The organism is Aeromonas sp. R2-2 (assembly GCF_040908355.1).
In the GTDB taxonomy this organism is placed as follows: Bacteria; Pseudomonadota; Gammaproteobacteria; order Enterobacterales; family Aeromonadaceae; genus Aeromonas; species Aeromonas veronii.
The window spans coordinates 12152-28553 of the sequence record NZ_JBFODQ010000098.1; the positions used below are offsets into that span (position 1 = coordinate 12152).

Annotated in this window: 12 protein-coding genes; 6 read left to right on the forward strand and 6 right to left on the reverse strand. The window is 57.5% G+C overall.

From position 1 onward, the window contains the following. Positions 1-86: 86 nt before the first annotated feature. On the reverse strand, positions 87-1469 hold the full coding sequence (locus tag AB5Z09_RS21125; RefSeq protein WP_368196165.1) for an amino acid permease: 1383 nt from the start codon (positions 1467-1469) through the stop codon (positions 87-89). 347 nt (positions 1470-1816) lie between these two features. Here AB5Z09_RS21125 and AB5Z09_RS21130 point away from each other — a divergent pair, with 347 nt between their 5' ends. Beyond that, positions 1817-2152: a hypothetical protein gene (locus tag AB5Z09_RS21130; protein WP_139462205.1), complete on the forward strand. Its 336-nt coding sequence runs from the start codon at positions 1817-1819 to the stop codon at positions 2150-2152. Between the two features lie 239 nt (positions 2153-2391). On the opposite strand, the gene AB5Z09_RS21135 is transcribed toward AB5Z09_RS21130, so the two are convergent. After that, on the reverse strand, positions 2392-3204 hold the full coding sequence (locus AB5Z09_RS21135; protein ID WP_064336694.1) for a pyruvate, water dikinase regulatory protein: 813 nt from the start codon (positions 3202-3204) through the stop codon (positions 2392-2394). 347 nt (positions 3205-3551) lie between these two features. On the opposite strand from AB5Z09_RS21135, the gene ppsA reads away from it, so the two are divergent. Next, entirely contained in the window at positions 3552-5924 is a 2373-nt protein-coding gene (gene ppsA, locus AB5Z09_RS21140; RefSeq protein ID WP_368196166.1) for a phosphoenolpyruvate synthase, read from the forward strand. A gap of 69 nt (positions 5925-5993) precedes the next feature. Here the strand turns inward: ppsA and AB5Z09_RS21145 are convergent, their stop codons facing one another. Both AB5Z09_RS21145 and AB5Z09_RS21150 read right to left on the reverse strand, forming a co-directional pair. Next, positions 5994-6452: a hypothetical protein gene (locus AB5Z09_RS21145; RefSeq protein ID WP_236354552.1), complete on the reverse strand. Its 459-nt coding sequence runs from the start codon at positions 6450-6452 to the stop codon at positions 5994-5996. An 18-nt stretch (positions 6453-6470) separates the two neighbouring features. Continuing rightward, a complete protein-coding gene (locus AB5Z09_RS21150; RefSeq protein ID WP_368196167.1) occupies positions 6471-8345 on the reverse strand; it encodes a S8 family serine peptidase in 1875 nt (624 codons plus the stop codon). Positions 8346-8867: 522 nt separating this feature from the next. Between AB5Z09_RS21150 and AB5Z09_RS21155 the strand changes: the two genes are divergently transcribed. Next, positions 8868-9734 (forward strand): MetQ/NlpA family ABC transporter substrate-binding protein, encoded by an 867-nt coding sequence (locus tag AB5Z09_RS21155; RefSeq protein ID WP_368196168.1) that lies wholly within the window; start codon positions 8868-8870, stop codon positions 9732-9734. 101 nt (positions 9735-9835) lie between these two features. Here AB5Z09_RS21155 and AB5Z09_RS21160 read toward each other — a convergent pair whose 3' ends face one another. After that, positions 9836-11686: a DUF3413 domain-containing protein gene (locus tag AB5Z09_RS21160; RefSeq protein ID WP_368196170.1), complete on the reverse strand. Its 1851-nt coding sequence runs from the start codon at positions 11684-11686 to the stop codon at positions 9836-9838. A gap of 47 nt (positions 11687-11733) precedes the next feature. Next, entirely contained in the window at positions 11734-11961 is a 228-nt protein-coding gene (locus AB5Z09_RS21165) for a YejL family protein (RefSeq protein ID WP_005333874.1), read from the reverse strand. A gap of 73 nt (positions 11962-12034) precedes the next feature. On the opposite strand from AB5Z09_RS21165, the gene yejK reads away from it, so the two are divergent. The 3 genes from yejK (at position 12035) to malF (ending at position 16402) form a co-directional block, all read left to right on the forward strand. Beyond that, positions 12035-13084 (forward strand): nucleoid-associated protein YejK, encoded by a 1050-nt coding sequence (gene yejK, locus AB5Z09_RS21170; protein ID WP_005333872.1) that lies wholly within the window; start codon positions 12035-12037, stop codon positions 13082-13084. Positions 13085-13492: 408 nt separating this feature from the next. After that, entirely contained in the window at positions 13493-14674 is a 1182-nt protein-coding gene (malE, locus tag AB5Z09_RS21175) for a maltose/maltodextrin ABC transporter substrate-binding protein MalE (protein ID WP_005333871.1), read from the forward strand. 75 nt (positions 14675-14749) lie between these two features. After that, positions 14750-16402, forward strand: a complete 1653-nt coding sequence (malF, locus tag AB5Z09_RS21180) for a maltose ABC transporter permease MalF (protein WP_005333870.1) — start codon at positions 14750-14752, stop codon at positions 16400-16402.

Sequence of the window (16402 nt, forward strand, 5' to 3'; positions counted from 1 at the left end):
TAGTCGTGCGGTCAGTTGCGCTGCGCGCAATAAAAAACGCCGATCATCCGATCGGCGTTTTGCATTGTTTTTCTCAGCTGCGGGTATTAACCCAGATTGGCTGCGACCTTGCGTTGGGCTTGTCCTTTGCGCTTGATGACAAAGCCAATGCCCAGTACCACCAGCCAGGCGGGGATCAGTTCGACCGAGATGCGGAAATCGGGGGTCATGTACATGATCACCAGAATACCGGCCATGAACGCGAGGCAGAGATAGTTGCCGAAGGGATACCAGAACGCCTTGAACTTGGGCTGGACACCCTCTGCGACCTTGGCCTTGCGGAACTTGAGGTGCGCGAGGCTGATCATCGCCCAGTTGATCACCAGTGCGGAGACCACCAGCGCCATCAGCAGGCCGAACGCCTTGCCCGGCATCAGGTAGTTGATCAGCACGCAGAGCAGGGTGGCGATGGCCGAGACCGAGAGGGCAACCAGTGGCACGCCGCTCTTGTTGGTCTTGAGCAGGGCTTTCGGGCCGTTGCCCTGTTTGGCCAGACCGAACAGCATCCGGCTGTTGCAGTAGACGCAGCTGTTGTAGACCGACAGTGCCGCCGTCAGCACCACGATGTTGAGTACGGTGGCGACCAGATTGCTGTCCAGAGCGTGGAAAATCATCACGAACGGGCTGCCGCCTTCCACCACTTTACCCCAAGGGTAGAGGGACATCAGGATAGCCAGAGCACCGATGTAGAAGATGAGGATGCGGTAGATCACCTGATTGGTGGCCTTGGGAATGCTCTTCTCGGGGTTGTCCGCTTCGGCGGCGGTAATGCCCACCAGCTCCAGACCGCCGAAGGAGAACATGATCACCGCCATCGCCATCACCAGACCGCTGATGCCGTTGGGGAAGAAACCGCCCTGAGCCCACAGGTTGGTGACGCTCGCCTCGGGTCCGCCGGCACCGGAGATGAGCAGATAGCCGCCAAAGCCAATCATGCCGATGATGGCGACCACCTTGATGATGGCGAACCAGAACTCCATTTCGCCAAACGCTTTGACGTTGGAGAGGTTGATGGCGTTGATCAGCACGAAGAAGAAGGCGGCCGACATCCAGGTCGGGATCTCAGGCCACCAGTACTGGACATAGATGCCCACCGCGGTCAGCTCGGCCATGCTCACCAGCACGTAGAGCACCCAGTAGTTCCAGCCGGACGCGAAACCGGCAAACTCACCCCAGTATTTGTAGGCAAAGTGGCTGAAGGAGCCGGCTACCGGCTCTTCCACCACCATTTCACCGAGCTGGCGCATGATCAGGAAGGCGATAAAGCCGCCGATGGCATAACCCAGCAGGACTGAGGGGCCTGCCATCTTGATGGTTTGGGCAATGCCCAGAAAGAGGCCGGTGCCGATGGCGCCGCCCAAAGCAATCAACTGAATGTGGCGGTTTTTAAGGCCGCGCTTCAGCTCCTCACCGTCTTGTTTCAAATCCATGGGTCTGTCCTTACGTCTCTGTTGTCTCTGGTCGGTGTTGGGCTCATCCTGAGCAGGCCGCAGTGCGTAGCCAAAACCTGACGAAAGCTGTATTAATTTCGTTACGCAATGCCATTTTCAATTTTTGGTGTTGGCTGGTAACCGAAGCAGAATAGTGATAATTCGCCATGAATGCACCTGTTTTCCATCTCTAATGGCCGTGTTTTGTACCAAAGGCAGCTTTTTCATGATCTGAAGAGGCTTCTTGGTAGTTTTTGGTTGATGTTTGTGCAATCGAATTCTGTTTTATTGACATTTTGTCTTGTTGGTGTGCTTTTGTGGTGCCAAGCCACAAATGGATGCAAATGATGCCAAACAAGCGGGAGTGCAAGGAAGAGTGCAGGGAGTTGGAGCACAGGGAACGCGAAAGCGTGCTGCAACAAGGGGTTGCCCGGAGTGTGCTGGTGGCGCTCTGGTTAGGGATTGCCGCCAGTCCGCTGTTGTTGCTGGTGGCCGCGATTATGTTGCTGGGTTGGCTGTTACTCGGTGATCAGGAGTTGCTGCACTACTGGCAGCCGCTGTTGCTGGTGGGTGGTGTAACGGGGGCGCTCGTTGGCGGCTGGTTGGCGGAGCGGGTTCGCCTGCGCCACGGTTTGCTGGCCTTCTATGCCCGGTTGATGAACAACCCTGAGCTCAATCGTTAGTGAACGCTGGCTGTTTGCCGAGCGCAGCAGAACGGAATCGAATAGCGGCTAACTGGCAGCGGGTGACAAGGGCACAACGCCAAGGTCGACAAGAAGAGGGATAAGCATTTGTGGTGCTTATCCCTTTTTTACCCACGCTTTTCACTGTCATCTATGTGAATTGCAGTTCGCCACAGCTGACTTTCGCCGCGACACTGTAATTTTTATCTTTTGTTGATGCTGATAGCTGTCAAGCTGGCTTAACAGAGCTGGCGGCGCAGACCGGTTGCCTCGAGAACCTTGGCGCTGATCTCCTCCACCGAGTGGGAGCTGGTATCGAGGAAGCGTATCGCCTCCTGGCGAAACAGTCGCTCCACGCAGGCCAGCTCCTGCTCGCACTGTTCGATGGAGGAGTAGCGGCTGTTGGCACGGCGCTGGTTGCGGATCTCGTGCAGCCGCTGCGGCGCTATGGTGAGGCCAAACAGCTTGTGACGGTTGGCCTTGAGGGGGGCCGGCAGCTCCAGCATCCCCATGTCCTGCTCGATAAAGGGGTAGTTGGCGGCGCGAATGCCAAACTGCAGCGCCAGATAGAGGCTGGTGGGGGTCTTGCCGCAGCGGGAGACCCCGATCAGGATGATGTCCGCCTCATCGTACTCTTTGGTGGTGATGCCATCGTCGTTGGCCAGTGCGAAGTTGACCGCCTCGATGCGATCGTCATAGAGCTTGCGGTTCTCCATACCGTGGGTGCGGTGGAGGCGGGGCTCGGCTTTTACCCCCAGCTCCTGCTCCAGCGGGCTGACGAAGGTGTTGAGAAAGTCGTGGCCGCACGCTTCCGATTTGAGCACCTCTTCCCGTACCTGCGGGTCGACGATGGTGTGAAACAGGATGGGGCGTACCCCGGTCTGGCGGAACTGCTCGTCGATCCGCATCCGTACCTGACGGGCTTTCTCCAGTGTCTCCACAAAGGGGATAGTGATCTGCTCGAAGGCCAGCGGAAACTGGCTCAGTACCGCGTGGCCGAACACTTCGGCGGTGATGGCGGTGCCGTCTGAAACATAAAATACGGTGTGCACGTAGGGCTCCTGTGATACCGCGGGTGGGGTCGCATGGGGTAAAGGGTGAGAAGTATCTCCCGAAACCATACCAGTTTTGTCAACCGGTCTGCTGTGCCCAAGTTGTGAAGTGGCTTGCAAACCTGAATCGTTATCTTTTTGTGTCGCCATTGTAGAATGTTCCGGTCATTCGACCATCCCCAACGCTTGCTCGGGGATTTTTTTGAAAACCAATAGAAAACGTTTTCATGGTCGTTGGCAACAAAAGAAACAGACAATAACGCACCTGACTTACCCATAACCTCATCGATTAAATCGGGCGCACGAGGTGCTATGGCATCGGTGCCCACCAACCTGGAGACATCCAAGTGCAACAGTACGTGCTCTGGTACGAACAACTCGGAATGCAGGACGTAGAACGAGTTGGCGGCAAGAACGCATCCCTTGGCGAGATGATCAGCAACCTCTCTGGCGCCGGCGTATCCGTGCCGGGAGGCTTTGCTACCACCGCCTTTGCGTTTAACGAGTTTCTGGAGTCAAGCGGCCTCAACGGCAAGATCCACCATCTGCTCGACAATCTGGACGTGGACGATATCGCCGCCCTCAACCGGGCAGGTCAGCAGATCCGCGACTGGGTGATCGAAGCCCCGTTCCAGCCCGAGCTGGAGCAGGCTATCCGGGTTGCCTATGAAAAGTTGAGTACCGGTGTCGAGGCCTCGTTTGCGGTGCGCTCCTCCGCCACTGCCGAGGATATGCCGGACGCCTCCTTTGCCGGTCAGCAGGAGACCTTCCTCAACGTACGTGGCATCGATGCCGTCATGACGGCGGTCAAGCATGTGTTTGCCTCCCTGTTCAACGATCGCGCCATCTCCTATCGGGTGCATCAGGGCTATGACCACAAGGGTGTTGCCCTCTCGGCCGGGGTGCAGCGGATGGTGCGCTCGGATCTCGCCGCCTCCGGCGTCATGTTTACTCTGGATACCGAGTCCGGCTTCAACGACGTGGTCTTTATCACCGGGGCCCATGGTCTTGGCGAGATGGTGGTGCAGGGCGCGGTCAACCCGGATGAATTCTATGTGCACAAGCCGACTCTCAAGGGGGACCGCCCGGCGGTGGTGCGCAAGACCCTCGGCTCCAAGCTTATCAAGATGACCTACTCGGACGATGCTGGTCACGGCCGTCAGGTGAAAATTGTCGATACCAATGAGGCCGAGCGTAGCCGCTTCTGCATCAGCGATGAGGAGGTGATGGCGCTGGCGAAACAGGCCCTCATCATCGAGCAGCATTATGGCCGCCCGATGGATATCGAGTGGGCCAAGGATGGTCAGGATGGCCAGCTCTATATCGTGCAGGCGCGCCCGGAAACCGTGCGCAGCCGCCAGGAGGCTAACACCCTCGAGCGTTTTGCCCTCAAGCAAGCGGGCAAGGTGTTGATCGAGGGGCGGGCCATCGGCCACAAGATTGGCGCGGGCCCGGCGCGGGTCATCTCATCCATCAGCCAGATGGACGAAGTACAACCCGGCGATGTGCTGGTCACCGACATGACCGACCCGGACTGGGAGCCCATCATGAAGCGGGCCTCCGCCATCGTCACCAACCGGGGTGGCCGCACCTGTCACGCCGCCATTATCGCCCGCGAGCTGGGCATTCCGGCAGTGGTGGGCTGTGGCAACGCTACCGATCATATTCAGCCGGGCCAGCGGATCACCGTCTCCTGCGCGGAAGGGGATACCGGTTTTATCTATGACGGCGAGCTGGACTTCGACGTGGCGGTGACCGAGGTGGGCAATATGCCGCGCCTGCCCATCAAGATCATGATGAACGTCGGCAACCCGGACCGCGCTTTCGACTTTGCCCAGTTGCCCAATGCCGGGGTAGGACTGGCACGCCTTGAATTCATCATCAACCGGATGATCGGGGTGCACCCCAAGGCCTTGCTGGAGTTTGACCAGCAAACCCCAGAGCTCAAGGCCACCATCGGCAAGATGATCGCCGGTTACGACAGCCCGCGGGAGTTCTACGTGGCCAAGCTGACCGAGGGGATCGCCACTCTGGGCGCTGCATTCTGGCCGGAGCGGGTGATCGTGCGGATGTCGGACTTCAAGTCCAACGAGTACGCCAATCTGGTGGGCGGTCGTGGCTACGAGCCCCACGAGGAGAACCCGATGATCGGTTTTCGTGGCGCATCCCGCTACATCGCCGACAGCTTCCGCTCCTGCTTTGCCCTCGAGTGCGAGGCGATCAAGCGGGTGCGTGATGTGATGGGGCTGACCAACGTCGAGGTGATGATCCCCTTCGTGCGCACCGTGGGCGAGGCGGAGCAGGTGATCGACATCCTGGCCGAGAACGGTCTGCGCCGCGGCGAGCGGGGGCTCAAGGTGATCATGATGTGCGAGATCCCGAGCAATGCCCTGTTGGCAGACAAGTTCCTCGAGCACGTGGACGGTTTCTCCATCGGTTCCAACGACATGACCCAGCTTACTCTTGGGCTGGATCGGGATTCTGGGCTCATCGCCCATCTGTTCGACGAGCGTAACGAGGCGGTCAAGGCGCTGCTGGCGATGGCGATCCAGGCCGCGCGCAAGGCGGGCAAGTACGTGGGGATCTGCGGTCAGGGCCCATCTGATCATCCGGACTTCGCCGCCTGGCTGGTGGAGCAGGGGATCGACTCGGTGTCGCTAAACCCCGATACCGTGGTCGATACCTGGCTCTATCTGGCGGAGCAGCATGGTGCCAAGTAAGCCACTATCAAAATGAGCAGTACAGAAAGGGGGCCATAATGGCCCCCTTTGTTATCTGCGTGTCGCGACCTATTTCGGCTGCTGTTCGGCCCCCGACAGCTCGATCTGTACCTTCACCCCCTCGCTCTGGAGTTTGGTGGCGATGGCATTGAGATCGGTGCCCGGTTTGGCCTCCAGCAGGGCGATACCACCACTGCTCTGTTTGAAGTTCAGGCCGTGGCGAGTCGCCAGCGCCTTGGCGCTGGCATCGTCAGCTTCCACCAGCAGGGTGCCGCTTACCGTCAGCTCCGGGCTGGCGGCCCCTTGCATCAACACGTCACCGCGGCGCAGGGTCTGTTGCGGGACCTTGCTGTCAAGGCTGCGGGCGACCCGCTTCTTGCTGCCGTTGTCAGGAATGAGGTAGGTCTGGCCGTTCACCTCTATGGTGCTGTACTGCTTGCCATCCATGGTGATGGACTCCTGGGCGCAGAGCTGTCCCGAGAGGGGGGCCAGCAGGGTTGCCAGAAGCAAGGTAACAGGTTTGTTCATGGTAATACTCCTAGCGTGTTAGCTGCGGTTGGCATCGTGACCCAGGACCCGCAGGGACCATGAGATCAGCTTGCCCGGTTGGCGATTGTTTCGCTCGGTCAGGGTGGTACGCTCACGGGTCTCGCGATTGAGCAGAGAGACCTGACGGGTACCGTTGGCAACGTCGGTCACTTCCAGTCGCCATGTGCCTTGCGCCGATTCGCCGTAGAACTTGTTGGATAGCATCCGCATGTCACGCAATCCCTTGGTTCGTACAAAGCCCAGCTGCTGCTGGTCGAGAGATTGGCCGACCAGGCTGTTGAAGGGGCTCAGCAGGATGCTGCGGGTGCCGGCGGGGGAGACCAGTTCGATCAGCAGATCGGGCAGGCGCTGGTGATCCAGGCTCACCATCACCTGAACCGCTTCCACCGTCAATGGTGTGGCAATGCGGGTTGTCGAGCTGGTCGGGCTGTTGCCCACATCCGCAATGGCGGCGGCACTGCCGCTGACATTGATCTTCTGCCACGGCAGTTGCACCAGCGGGGGCAGGGGCTGGTGATTGGCTGCCAGCTCAAGGGCCTTGTTGACGTCGATCAGACCAAAACCGTAAGTCGGGCTGAACCACATACCGGCGGCATTGCGCTCCCACCCTTCCAGCCCTTTCACATCACGCACCTTGCCGGTGCTGCTGGTGTAGCTGACCATCACAGGTTTCTGTGTGGCATCGACCCGGGTTGCGCTGCGCGCCAGCAGATCCCGCAGGTCACGTACCGCCAGATCCGGGTAGGCGGACATTAGCAGCGCCATGGCGCCGGAGGTGCTGGGGGTGGCGGAGGAGGTGCCGTTCATCACGCCGTTGTAGTCGCAACTTGCATCCAGCTGCGGGTTGCCGTGCAGCCGGTTGGTGCTGGGATCGTCGGTGCGGTTGTAACCCATGTCGCAGCCGGGCAGATCCGTGGTCACCATCGCCGGAGAGTCGGTGCCGTATTCGCCGCCGGTCGCGCTCAGGAAGATGTTGCTGCCGACGCTGGAGTAGGAGGATCTGACGCCATCGGCGTTGAGCGCGCTCACCACCAGGTTCCAGAAGTTGCTGTTGGAGGGATCGAGGTTGCTGTTTTCAAACGGCAATTTGGGACCATTGCCGGTGCGGTTAAGCACATAGCCGCCCGCCGCTATCTTGTTGAAGCCGTTGCCGGCGGCCTTGATATAGGCCGCGCCCTGCGCCTTGAGGGTCTGCTGTTCAAACAGGCGATCAAGCTGGGATTGATCCAGAGAGTTGGCAGAGCGGGGATCCACCACACTCATGCCGTAGCTCTGGTTGAACACCCGGTTGTCGCGGCTGGCATCGCTGTCGCCAAGGGCGTAGAGCCAATCTTTCTGCAACTGCTGGCTGTTGTCATCCAGCAGGTTGAACCCCTGCAACTGGGCTCGCGGGGCAATCCCCTTGGTACCGATGGCGTTGTCTACCGCCGCAATGATGCCGGAGACCGAGGTGCCGTGGGCCGTATCCGCATCAGTCGGGGTCGGGTCATCGCTGCCGGTTACCACGTTTTTCGAACCCGGACGCACGTTTTCCGCCAGATCCGGGTGAGCGATGGCCAGACCATCATCCACCACGGCCACATTGACTCCCTGGCCCAGCACACTGGTGCGATGAGCCCACCAGAGGTTGAGATCATTGCCCGCTATACCGCCACGGGCGCTGAATCCATCCTGGCCGCTGTTGAGCAGATACCACTGCTGATCCTGCAGGGGATTGGCACCTGGCAGGCAGCGCTCGGTGCTGCTGCGTCCGATATCCATGCCGCTCTCCTTGCCGGTGAGCGGCGCACAACCTTCATTTGCCTGAACGAGCGCACTAGGCAGGGTCGACAGCAGTGCTGTGATCGCCAGTGCTAACGATGTTTGCTTCATTATTTTTTTAACTCCATCTTGGATCGCACTCATCCTGAGTGCGACGGAAATCTATACACGGGTGAAAGGGGTTCAAAAAGAGCCATTTTCAAAAAACGCAATGAGGTTCAAAGAAATCCGATCTGGTTTGTGGTAGGTATTCCAATGACGCTGGTTATGTGTTTTATTGAGAATGGTTCTCACCGCTCGCTACTGATCTTTTTATCTGTAATTCACTCCTCTCGCGACTCTCCTTCGCCGCAGCCATCTCGATTCGGGGCAATCCCGAGGGGAGCTCGTGCGCTCTTGAACGTGAGCGGCATGGTTGTGTGTGCCAACGTGAGTACAGCTATGCATTCGGGGGGACAGCAAGGGTGATGAGGTGGAACCAGCGGTTTATTGCTTGGCGGCGGTGGATGGCTCTGTTATGGTAAATGAAATAGCCGTTTGGATGGCTAGATTGCTGCGGCTTGAGGGGCTTAATCTCTGAGAGCCACCCCGCCGTAGTCCCATAGCTTGATGCGTACCTGACAGGGAGTCCCTATGCCGTTTCGTTCCTTCTTATCTTCTCCTTTGACTGCTTCCTTGCGCGCCACTGCTGGCGCCAGCACCTTTATTGCCGCGATAGCGGTCGGGAGCCTCTCTTTTTCCGCGGTTGCCGCCGATGCGTCCTTGCCGACCAAACAGGAGATCGTGATTGGTACCACGGTGGGGGATTTTGCCGACATGGTGACCGATTCCATCAAGCCGCAGCTGGAAGCCAAGGGGTACAAGGTCAAGCTGGTGGAGTTCACCGACTATGTGACTCCCAATATTGCTCTGGCTGACGGATCACTGGATGTGAACTGCTTCCAGCACAAACCTTATCTGGAGAGTTTTGCCAAAGATCGCGGCTTGTCGCTGGCACCCATTACCCAAGTGCCAACTGGCCCGATGGGGCTCTACTCCGGCAAGCTGGCGGCACTCGACAAGGTGAAAAAGGGGAGCACGGTGGCCATTCCCAACGATCCCACCAATCAGGCGCGGGCTCTGCTGATGTTGCAGGATCTCGGTTGGCTGACCCTCAAGGAGGGGATCAACCCGCTCAAGGCGAGCGAGTTTGATGTGGTGAACAATCCGCACAATCTCAAGCTGGTGTTGCTGGAGGCGGCGCAACTGCCCCGCTCGCGCGAGGATGTGGACTTCTCGGTGATCAACGGTAATTTTGCCGCCTCCAGCGGAATCCCGTTCAGTGAAGGACTGTTTCTGGAGCGCAGCTACGATTTTATCAACTGGGTGGTGGTGAAAAGCGCAGATGCGGATCAACCTTTTGCCAAAGATGTGGCGGCGGCCTACAACTCGGCGGCTTTCAAAGCCTATGCAGCCAAGCGTTTCGTCGGCTACAAGTACCCGCAAGGGTGGGGTGGCTAACTGTCGTGAACGTGGCCCGGCTATACAACGAAAAACGCCCCGAATTCGGGGCGTTTTTTATGGTATCAAGCCATCAAAGGGCGCTTCACTGGTTGCGATATTCACTGGTTGCGATAGAAGCGGTTCAGCTCGTTCATCACCTGGATCATGGCGCCCATATCCGGGGTGCCGTGCTTGATCGGGCGATAGCTGTTGCGTTCCAGCAGTTCGAAGTCACCCTGCTTGTTGAAGTGGGTGATGGTCTCCCCTTCATAGATGGCGAAGTCATTCTGATCCCCGGCCAGCAGCCAGTTGCGCGGGCTGGTATCAAACAGCGAGCGGCCAATGCTGTAATCGCGCGCCGGATTGCGCACGCCCAGCATCCCCTGCATCAGGGTCGGCGCCAGATCGAAATGGCTGCTCGGTTGTTCCCGAACGTCACTGCCGCGCCCCGGCCAGGCCAGTACCAGCGGTACCTGCACCTGATAGGGTGAGTAGTTGCTGCCTGCGCCCCAGCTGTTGCTGCGGGTGTCGTTGAACTCCTGACCGTGGTTGGAGGTGATGACGACGATGGTGTTGCTGTCCATCCCCTGCGACTGCAATTTGGTCAGCATCTGCTCAAGCAACTGGTCGGTATAGAAGACCGAGTTCTTGTAGCGGTTTTCCAGTTTTTGCAGGTTCTCCGCCCGATAGGCGGTCGCCGGATTGAAGTTGGCAAGCTCCGGTTGGAACGGCCCCTTCATGGTGGCGGGCAACTGGTAGTCGCCGGGACTCGAGAGATAGACCAGCGAGAACCAGGGGCGCTCGGGAGAGCGCTTCTCCAGCCACTGTTGCCAGTCGGTCAGCAGCTTGCCATCGTCACTCTGTTCGGAGACAAACACCTGTTTGCGCAGACCGGCGAGGATGCTCTTGCGATACTTCTGGGCATCTTCCATCGCGCCGAACAGCCCGAACTGGTAATCCTGGCGCAGCATCTCGTCGAACAGTACCGGCGGACGCTTGTCGCTGCTGATCTCCTTGTAGTAGTGACCGGGCAACCCGTAGAAGAGGCTGAACATGCCCATCAGGTCGTCGTTGCCGCCACTCAGGTGATTGCGGAACGTCAGATGCTGATCCGCATAGCGCTGCAGATTGGGCATGTTGATGTTGTTGAGCATGTCAAAGCGCAGAGAATCGACCACCACAATCAGCAGATTGTTGTGAGTCAGGGGGGCGTTGACGTTGAGCGGGCGCAGCGGATAGTGCATCCGGCTGTCGCTGTTATCCCCCTGGGAAGCAGCCTGCTTCTCGTACTGATCCAGATCCAGCCAGCCATGTTTGGCCAGGAAGGAGCGGGCCGTCATGGGGTAGGAGAGGGGGAAGTTGGCTCTCTGCATGGTGATCGGCTGATAGAGGGTCGCATCCGCCCAGCTGTTGACCACGTGGGTCAGAATAAAGCAGATCAGCAGGGCCAGCCCCACCTGATTGCCGTACTGGCGGCGCTTGCGCTTGTTGATCTTGCGCCAGACATAGGCCGACAGCAGCAGTTGCAGCAGGAAGATGGTGGGCACGGCAACGAAGATGATGCTCCAGATTGAGCCCTCTTCGGTTTGCGCCTGATCCAGCAGCAACTGCCATACCTGACTGTTGAGGTGGAACTTGAACAGCCGGAATACCTGGGTGTCGATCAGCAGCAGCACCAGCGCCAGGGTAGCGATGATGGCCGAGATGAACCGCAACGACTTCTCCTTGGGCAGCACGAAGCTGAGCGGGAAGATCGTCAACAGGTAGGTGACAAAACTCAGAAACGAGAAGTGGCCAATCCAGCTTACAACGAGATAGATCACGCCAAGCGTGGTCGATGGCCAGCTGATGGCACCCAGATAACGGGTGGCGATGAGCATGGCCAGAATAATGTTGAAGAAGGAGAACCAATGCCCCCAGGTGATCAGGCGAGAGACATTATCACGATAGGGGTTACCGGTTTCGACCATAGTGATCCATCTGCGTTGAGAAACGTCAAATCAACAGAGTCGGGGACTCAGTGTGCGTCGTGGCGATTATCGACCGATGCGGTCAGGGCCTGGACAAACTTTTCAGTGATGGCCTGGCGCTGGGCCGGTGCCATACCGTTGATGATATTGGTGGTCAGATTGCCAAGCACCATAAGGCTGAGATCCACCGGCGCTTTATGCTTTTCCAGCGCGGTGATCAGGTCGTTCATCAGGGCGTCAAATTGCTCGTTATTGTACTTTGATACGATAGGCATAATCTTCAGTTCATCTCGGTTCAAAGCGCCTTATAATACTTCACCCTTTCGGCTAACACTATGGCTTTGTGACATGAGTCTCGATATCGACAAGATCATTCTTCACTCCTTGCGCCAGGGCGGCGATGGTCAACCCCACGCCGATACCCGCAGCCAGACCCTGCCCCCTGATGAGGCGGTACAGGGACTGATGGCGGAACTGCATCGGATCTACAACGGCAAGGGCGGCAAGGGCTTTGGCTTCTTTGCTGACCCCGAGGCCGCCGTCGCCGAGCTGGCCGACGGTGAAGAGGCTCCCAAGCAGCCTTCACCCGCGTTTCGTATCGCCCTCGAACAGCTGCTCGACGAGCAGACCGAATTCGTTCCCTTCTCGGTCACCGTGACCCAGATGCTGGTCAAGCAGCTGGTGGAGCATGCCCTCGATGAGCAGGGGGTGCTGCTGTTTGCCAAATATAACTACGTCGGGGTCGATTATCTGCTGATTGCTCTGCTGGAGGGCAAGGAGAGCGTCACCGTCAGCGAAGCGCTGGAATTACGCCATATCCAGTATCTGGATATCGGCAAACTCAATCTGGTGGCCCGCATTGATTTGACCGAATGGAAAACCCAACCTGATTCGCGCCGCTATATCACCTTCAGCAAGGGGCGCATTGGTCGCAAACTGGGCGACTTCTTTATGGATCTGCTGGGTGCCCGCGAGGGCATGGATGCCAAGGTACAAAATAAAGGCTTGCTGCAGGCGGTCGAAGATTATTGCGACAGTCGTCAGCTCGAACCGACCGAGCGCAATGACTATAAAAAGCAGGTCTTCAAATATTGCACCGAACAGGCGAGTGCCGGTGAAGAGATCGAAATCAAGGAGCTGTCTGCAGAATTGCCTGGCGACGGTGACCTCGATTTTTACAGCTTTATCGGTCAGGAGTATGAGCTGGAAGAGCGTTTCCCGGCGGATCGCTCTACCCTGCGTGGTTTGACCAAGTTTGTTGGCTCCGGCGGCGGTCTGACTCTGAGCTTTGAGCAGAAGCTGTTGAACAGCCGGATCTTTTACGACCCTCAGACCGACACCCTGACCATCAAGGGTGTGCCGCCCAATCTTAAGGATCAGCTGCTGCGCCAGTCGTAGTCATGCTCCCGAGTGTGATCAACTCGTCATTTCTGGCAAAAAGAGACTCCGCCCCGGCGGGGTCTCTTTTTTTATTGCGCCAGGGCAGACCTCGAAACTGGCGCGGTACTTTGTTAACAAATCAAACAAAATAAACCATCTGAAAGGGTTTTCATTGAGGTGAAAACCCTTTCACTCATGAAATTTTATTTCATTTTGGTAATTATTATTCTGTGGTTGTCTGGAATTAAGCCGATAAATGGCCGTAATTCCCTGAAATAAGAAAATGTTTTCAAAACTTTCTGGAAGGAAATACGTAATTGCATTTCAAAAATGCGAGTTGCGTCATGTGAGCCGTTTGCCGCTTGGGATAATATTCATCTCGCACACAATGCTCTTACAGCGCGGAACTAATACAAGGAAAGGCTCATGAAAAAGAAATTGCTGTCATCCCTGATCGGTCTGGCCACTCTTGGCGTCGCTTGCTCTGCTACTGCTGCCATCGATGAAGGCCAGCTGACCATCTGGATCAACGGTGACAAGGGATACAACGGTCTGGCTGAAGTGGGTAAGAAGTTTGAAGCAGAAACCGGCATCAAGGTTACTGTGGCTCACCCGGATCAGGTTGAAGTGAAATTCCAGCAAGCCGCCGCCACTGGCAACGGCCCGGACATCTTCTTCTGGGCTCACGACCGTTACGGTGAGTGGGTCAAAGCCGGTTTGCTGGTTCCGGTAACGCCGAACGCTGCCACCAAAGGCAAATTTGAACAGCTGGCATGGGATGCCATGACTGTTGATGGCAAAACCTATGGCTACCCGGTTGCCATGGAAGCAGTCAGCCTGATTTATAACAAGGACCTGTTGCCCGAGCCGCCGAAAACCTTCGAAGAGATCGCCAAGATTGACGAGACTCTGAAGAAAAACGGCAAGCGCGCCATCATGTGGGCTTATGACACCCCGTACTTCAGCTATCCGCTGGTGGCTGCCAACGGTGGTTACGCCTTCAAGAAAACCGCTACCGGTTATGACGTTAAAGATACCGGCGTGAACAACGCAGGTGCCAAGATGGGCGTGGGCTACATCTCCGAGATGATCAAGTCCGGTCACCTGGAAAAAGGCATCGACTACGGTGTGATGGACGCCAAGTTCAACAAGGGCGAAGTGGCCATGATGATCAACGGTCCCTGGGCCTGGAGCAACCTGGACAAGAGCGGCATCAAGTACGGCGTAGCGCCGCTGCCGACCCTGAACGGCAAGCCGGCCAAAGCCTTCGTTGGCGTACTGGGTGCCACCATCAACGCCGCCAGCCCGAACAAGGATCTGGCTATCGAGTTCCTGGAAAACTACCTGCTGACTGATGCCGGTCTGGCGCCGGTTAACGCCGACAAGCCGCTGGGTGCCGTTGCGCTGAAATCCTTCCAGAAGACCCTGGAATCCGATCCGCACATCAAGGCCACCATGCTGAACGCCCAAGCTGGCGAGCCGATGCCATCCGTTCCCGAGATGAGCCGTTTCTGGTCTTCCTTCGAAACTGCCCTCAAGAACGTGACCTCCGGTCGTCAGGGTGTTGACGAAGCTCTGGATACCGCTGCCAAGCGTATCGTTCAGTAAGCACGCACTACCCGGGAGGCCGTCATGGCCTCCCACTCTCTCAAATCTCTCTTGGCGTTATAAAGGTTAATTGGCATGGAAGTAGTACCTTCTGTTGAGTCCTATGCCGGTCCGAAGGATAAGCACACCTGGCTTAAGTGGACCATAGCGGCCCTGGTTGCCATCCTCAACGGCTACGCAGCCGTGATGATGTACGCCAGTGGCGAGTGGGTATTCGCGCTGCTGGATCTGGTGGTGGTTTCCGTCGGTCTGTATGTCTTCATGAACAAGAAGACCTATGCCCATCGCTACATCTTTCCGGGTGTTGCGGGCATGGTTGTGTTTATCATCTTCCCTCTTGCCTACACCATTGGCATTGCCTTCACCAACTATTCGGGGTCCAACTTGCTCTCCGTGGAGCAGGCGCGGGACTACCACCTGAAGAAAACCTACAAGGTGGCGGGCGGTGAATTCGATTTTACCCTGCTGGGTGGCGACAACGGCCAGTTCCAGCTGCTGCTGACACAGGATGATCAATCCTTTATCAGCCAACCTGTTTCCCTGATGACCAACAAGGCCCGTGAGCTGGCGTCCCGCGAGGGCCGTGTGCAGAACACCCAGCAAGTGGTCGAGCTGCAGCCCTTCACCGGCGAAGCGGCCAGCAAGGCCGCACCGATCCGCGCCATTGTTGAGCATCGTACTCACCTGAGTGACCTTGATCTGGTGCTGCCGGATGGCGGTACCCACCTGACCCTGAGCAGTCTGCGCAAGTTTGCCGCCCAGAAGCAGCACTACACCCGTCTGATGGATGGTGCCGTGCTCAAGTCCGGCGTGGTGATCAAAGACAGCAACCTGCTGCGTGATACCCAGAATGGCGAGCTGATGCTGCCCAATGGCGAGACCGGCTTCTATCAGTACATCGACGAACAGGGTCAGTTTGTCGGCAAGGGTATTGCTCCGGGCTTTGTGGTGAGCGTCGGTTGGAAGAACTTCGCGCGCATCGTCACCGATCCGGGCATCCAGTCACCCTTCCTGCAGATCTTCATCTGGACCGTGATCTTCTCAACCTGTTCTGTCGCCTTCACCCTGGCTATCGGCATGGTGCTGGCCTGTCTGGTGCAGTGGGAAGAGCTCAAGGGGCGCGGTTTCTATCGGGTCATGTTGATCCTGCCCTATGCGATCCCGGCGTTTATCTCCATCCTGGTGTTCAAGGGGTTGTTCAACCAGAACTTCGGTGAGATCAACATGTTCCTGGAAGCGGCGTTTGGCATCAAGCCGGACTGGTATACCAACCCCTTCCTGGCCAAGGTGATGATCCTGATTGTCAACACCTGGCTCGGCTACCCCTACATGATGATCCTCTGCATGGGCCTGCTCAAAGCCATTCCGGAAGATCTCTATGAAGCGTCCGCCATGGATGGTGCCGGTCCGGTACAGAATTTCTTCAAGATCACCGTGCCGCTGCTGATGAAGCCGCTGACACCGCTGTTGATTGCCTCGTTCGCGTTCAACTTCAACAACTTCGTGCTTATCCAGTTGTTGACCAACGGTGCGCCCGACATCATCGGCGCCAGCACCCCGGCCGGTACCACCGACCTGCTGGTGAGTTATACCTACCGGATTGCGTTCCAGGGATCGGGTGGTCAGGACTACGGTCTGGCCAGTGCCATCGCCACAGCCATCTTCCTCATCGTGGGTGCACTGGCGCTGCTCAACCTGAAATTGTCCAAAGCCGACAAGCAGCTGTAA

Excerpts from the sequence above, each read along its gene's own strand:
- AB5Z09_RS21125 (WP_368196165.1), bottom strand. The coding sequence starts at position 1,469 with ATGGATTTGAAACAAGACGGTGAGGAGCTGAAGCGCGGCCTTAAAAAC.
- AB5Z09_RS21130 (WP_139462205.1), top strand. The coding sequence starts at position 1,817 with ATGCCAAACAAGCGGGAGTGCAAGGAAGAGTGCAGGGAGTTGGAGCAC.
- AB5Z09_RS21145 (WP_236354552.1), bottom strand. The coding sequence starts at position 6,452 with ATGAACAAACCTGTTACCTTGCTTCTGGCAACCCTGCTGGCCCCCCTC.
- AB5Z09_RS21150 (WP_368196167.1), bottom strand. The coding sequence starts at position 8,345 with ATGAAGCAAACATCGTTAGCACTGGCGATCACAGCACTGCTGTCGACC.
- AB5Z09_RS21155 (WP_368196168.1), top strand. The coding sequence starts at position 8,868 with ATGCCGTTTCGTTCCTTCTTATCTTCTCCTTTGACTGCTTCCTTGCGC.
- AB5Z09_RS21160 (WP_368196170.1), bottom strand. The coding sequence starts at position 11,686 with ATGGTCGAAACCGGTAACCCCTATCGTGATAATGTCTCTCGCCTGATC.
- AB5Z09_RS21165 (WP_005333874.1), bottom strand. The coding sequence starts at position 11,961 with ATGCCTATCGTATCAAAGTACAATAACGAGCAATTTGACGCCCTGATG.
- yejK (WP_005333872.1), top strand. The coding sequence starts at position 12,035 with ATGAGTCTCGATATCGACAAGATCATTCTTCACTCCTTGCGCCAGGGC.
- malE (WP_005333871.1), top strand. The coding sequence starts at position 13,493 with ATGAAAAAGAAATTGCTGTCATCCCTGATCGGTCTGGCCACTCTTGGC.
- malF (WP_005333870.1), top strand. The coding sequence starts at position 14,750 with ATGGAAGTAGTACCTTCTGTTGAGTCCTATGCCGGTCCGAAGGATAAG.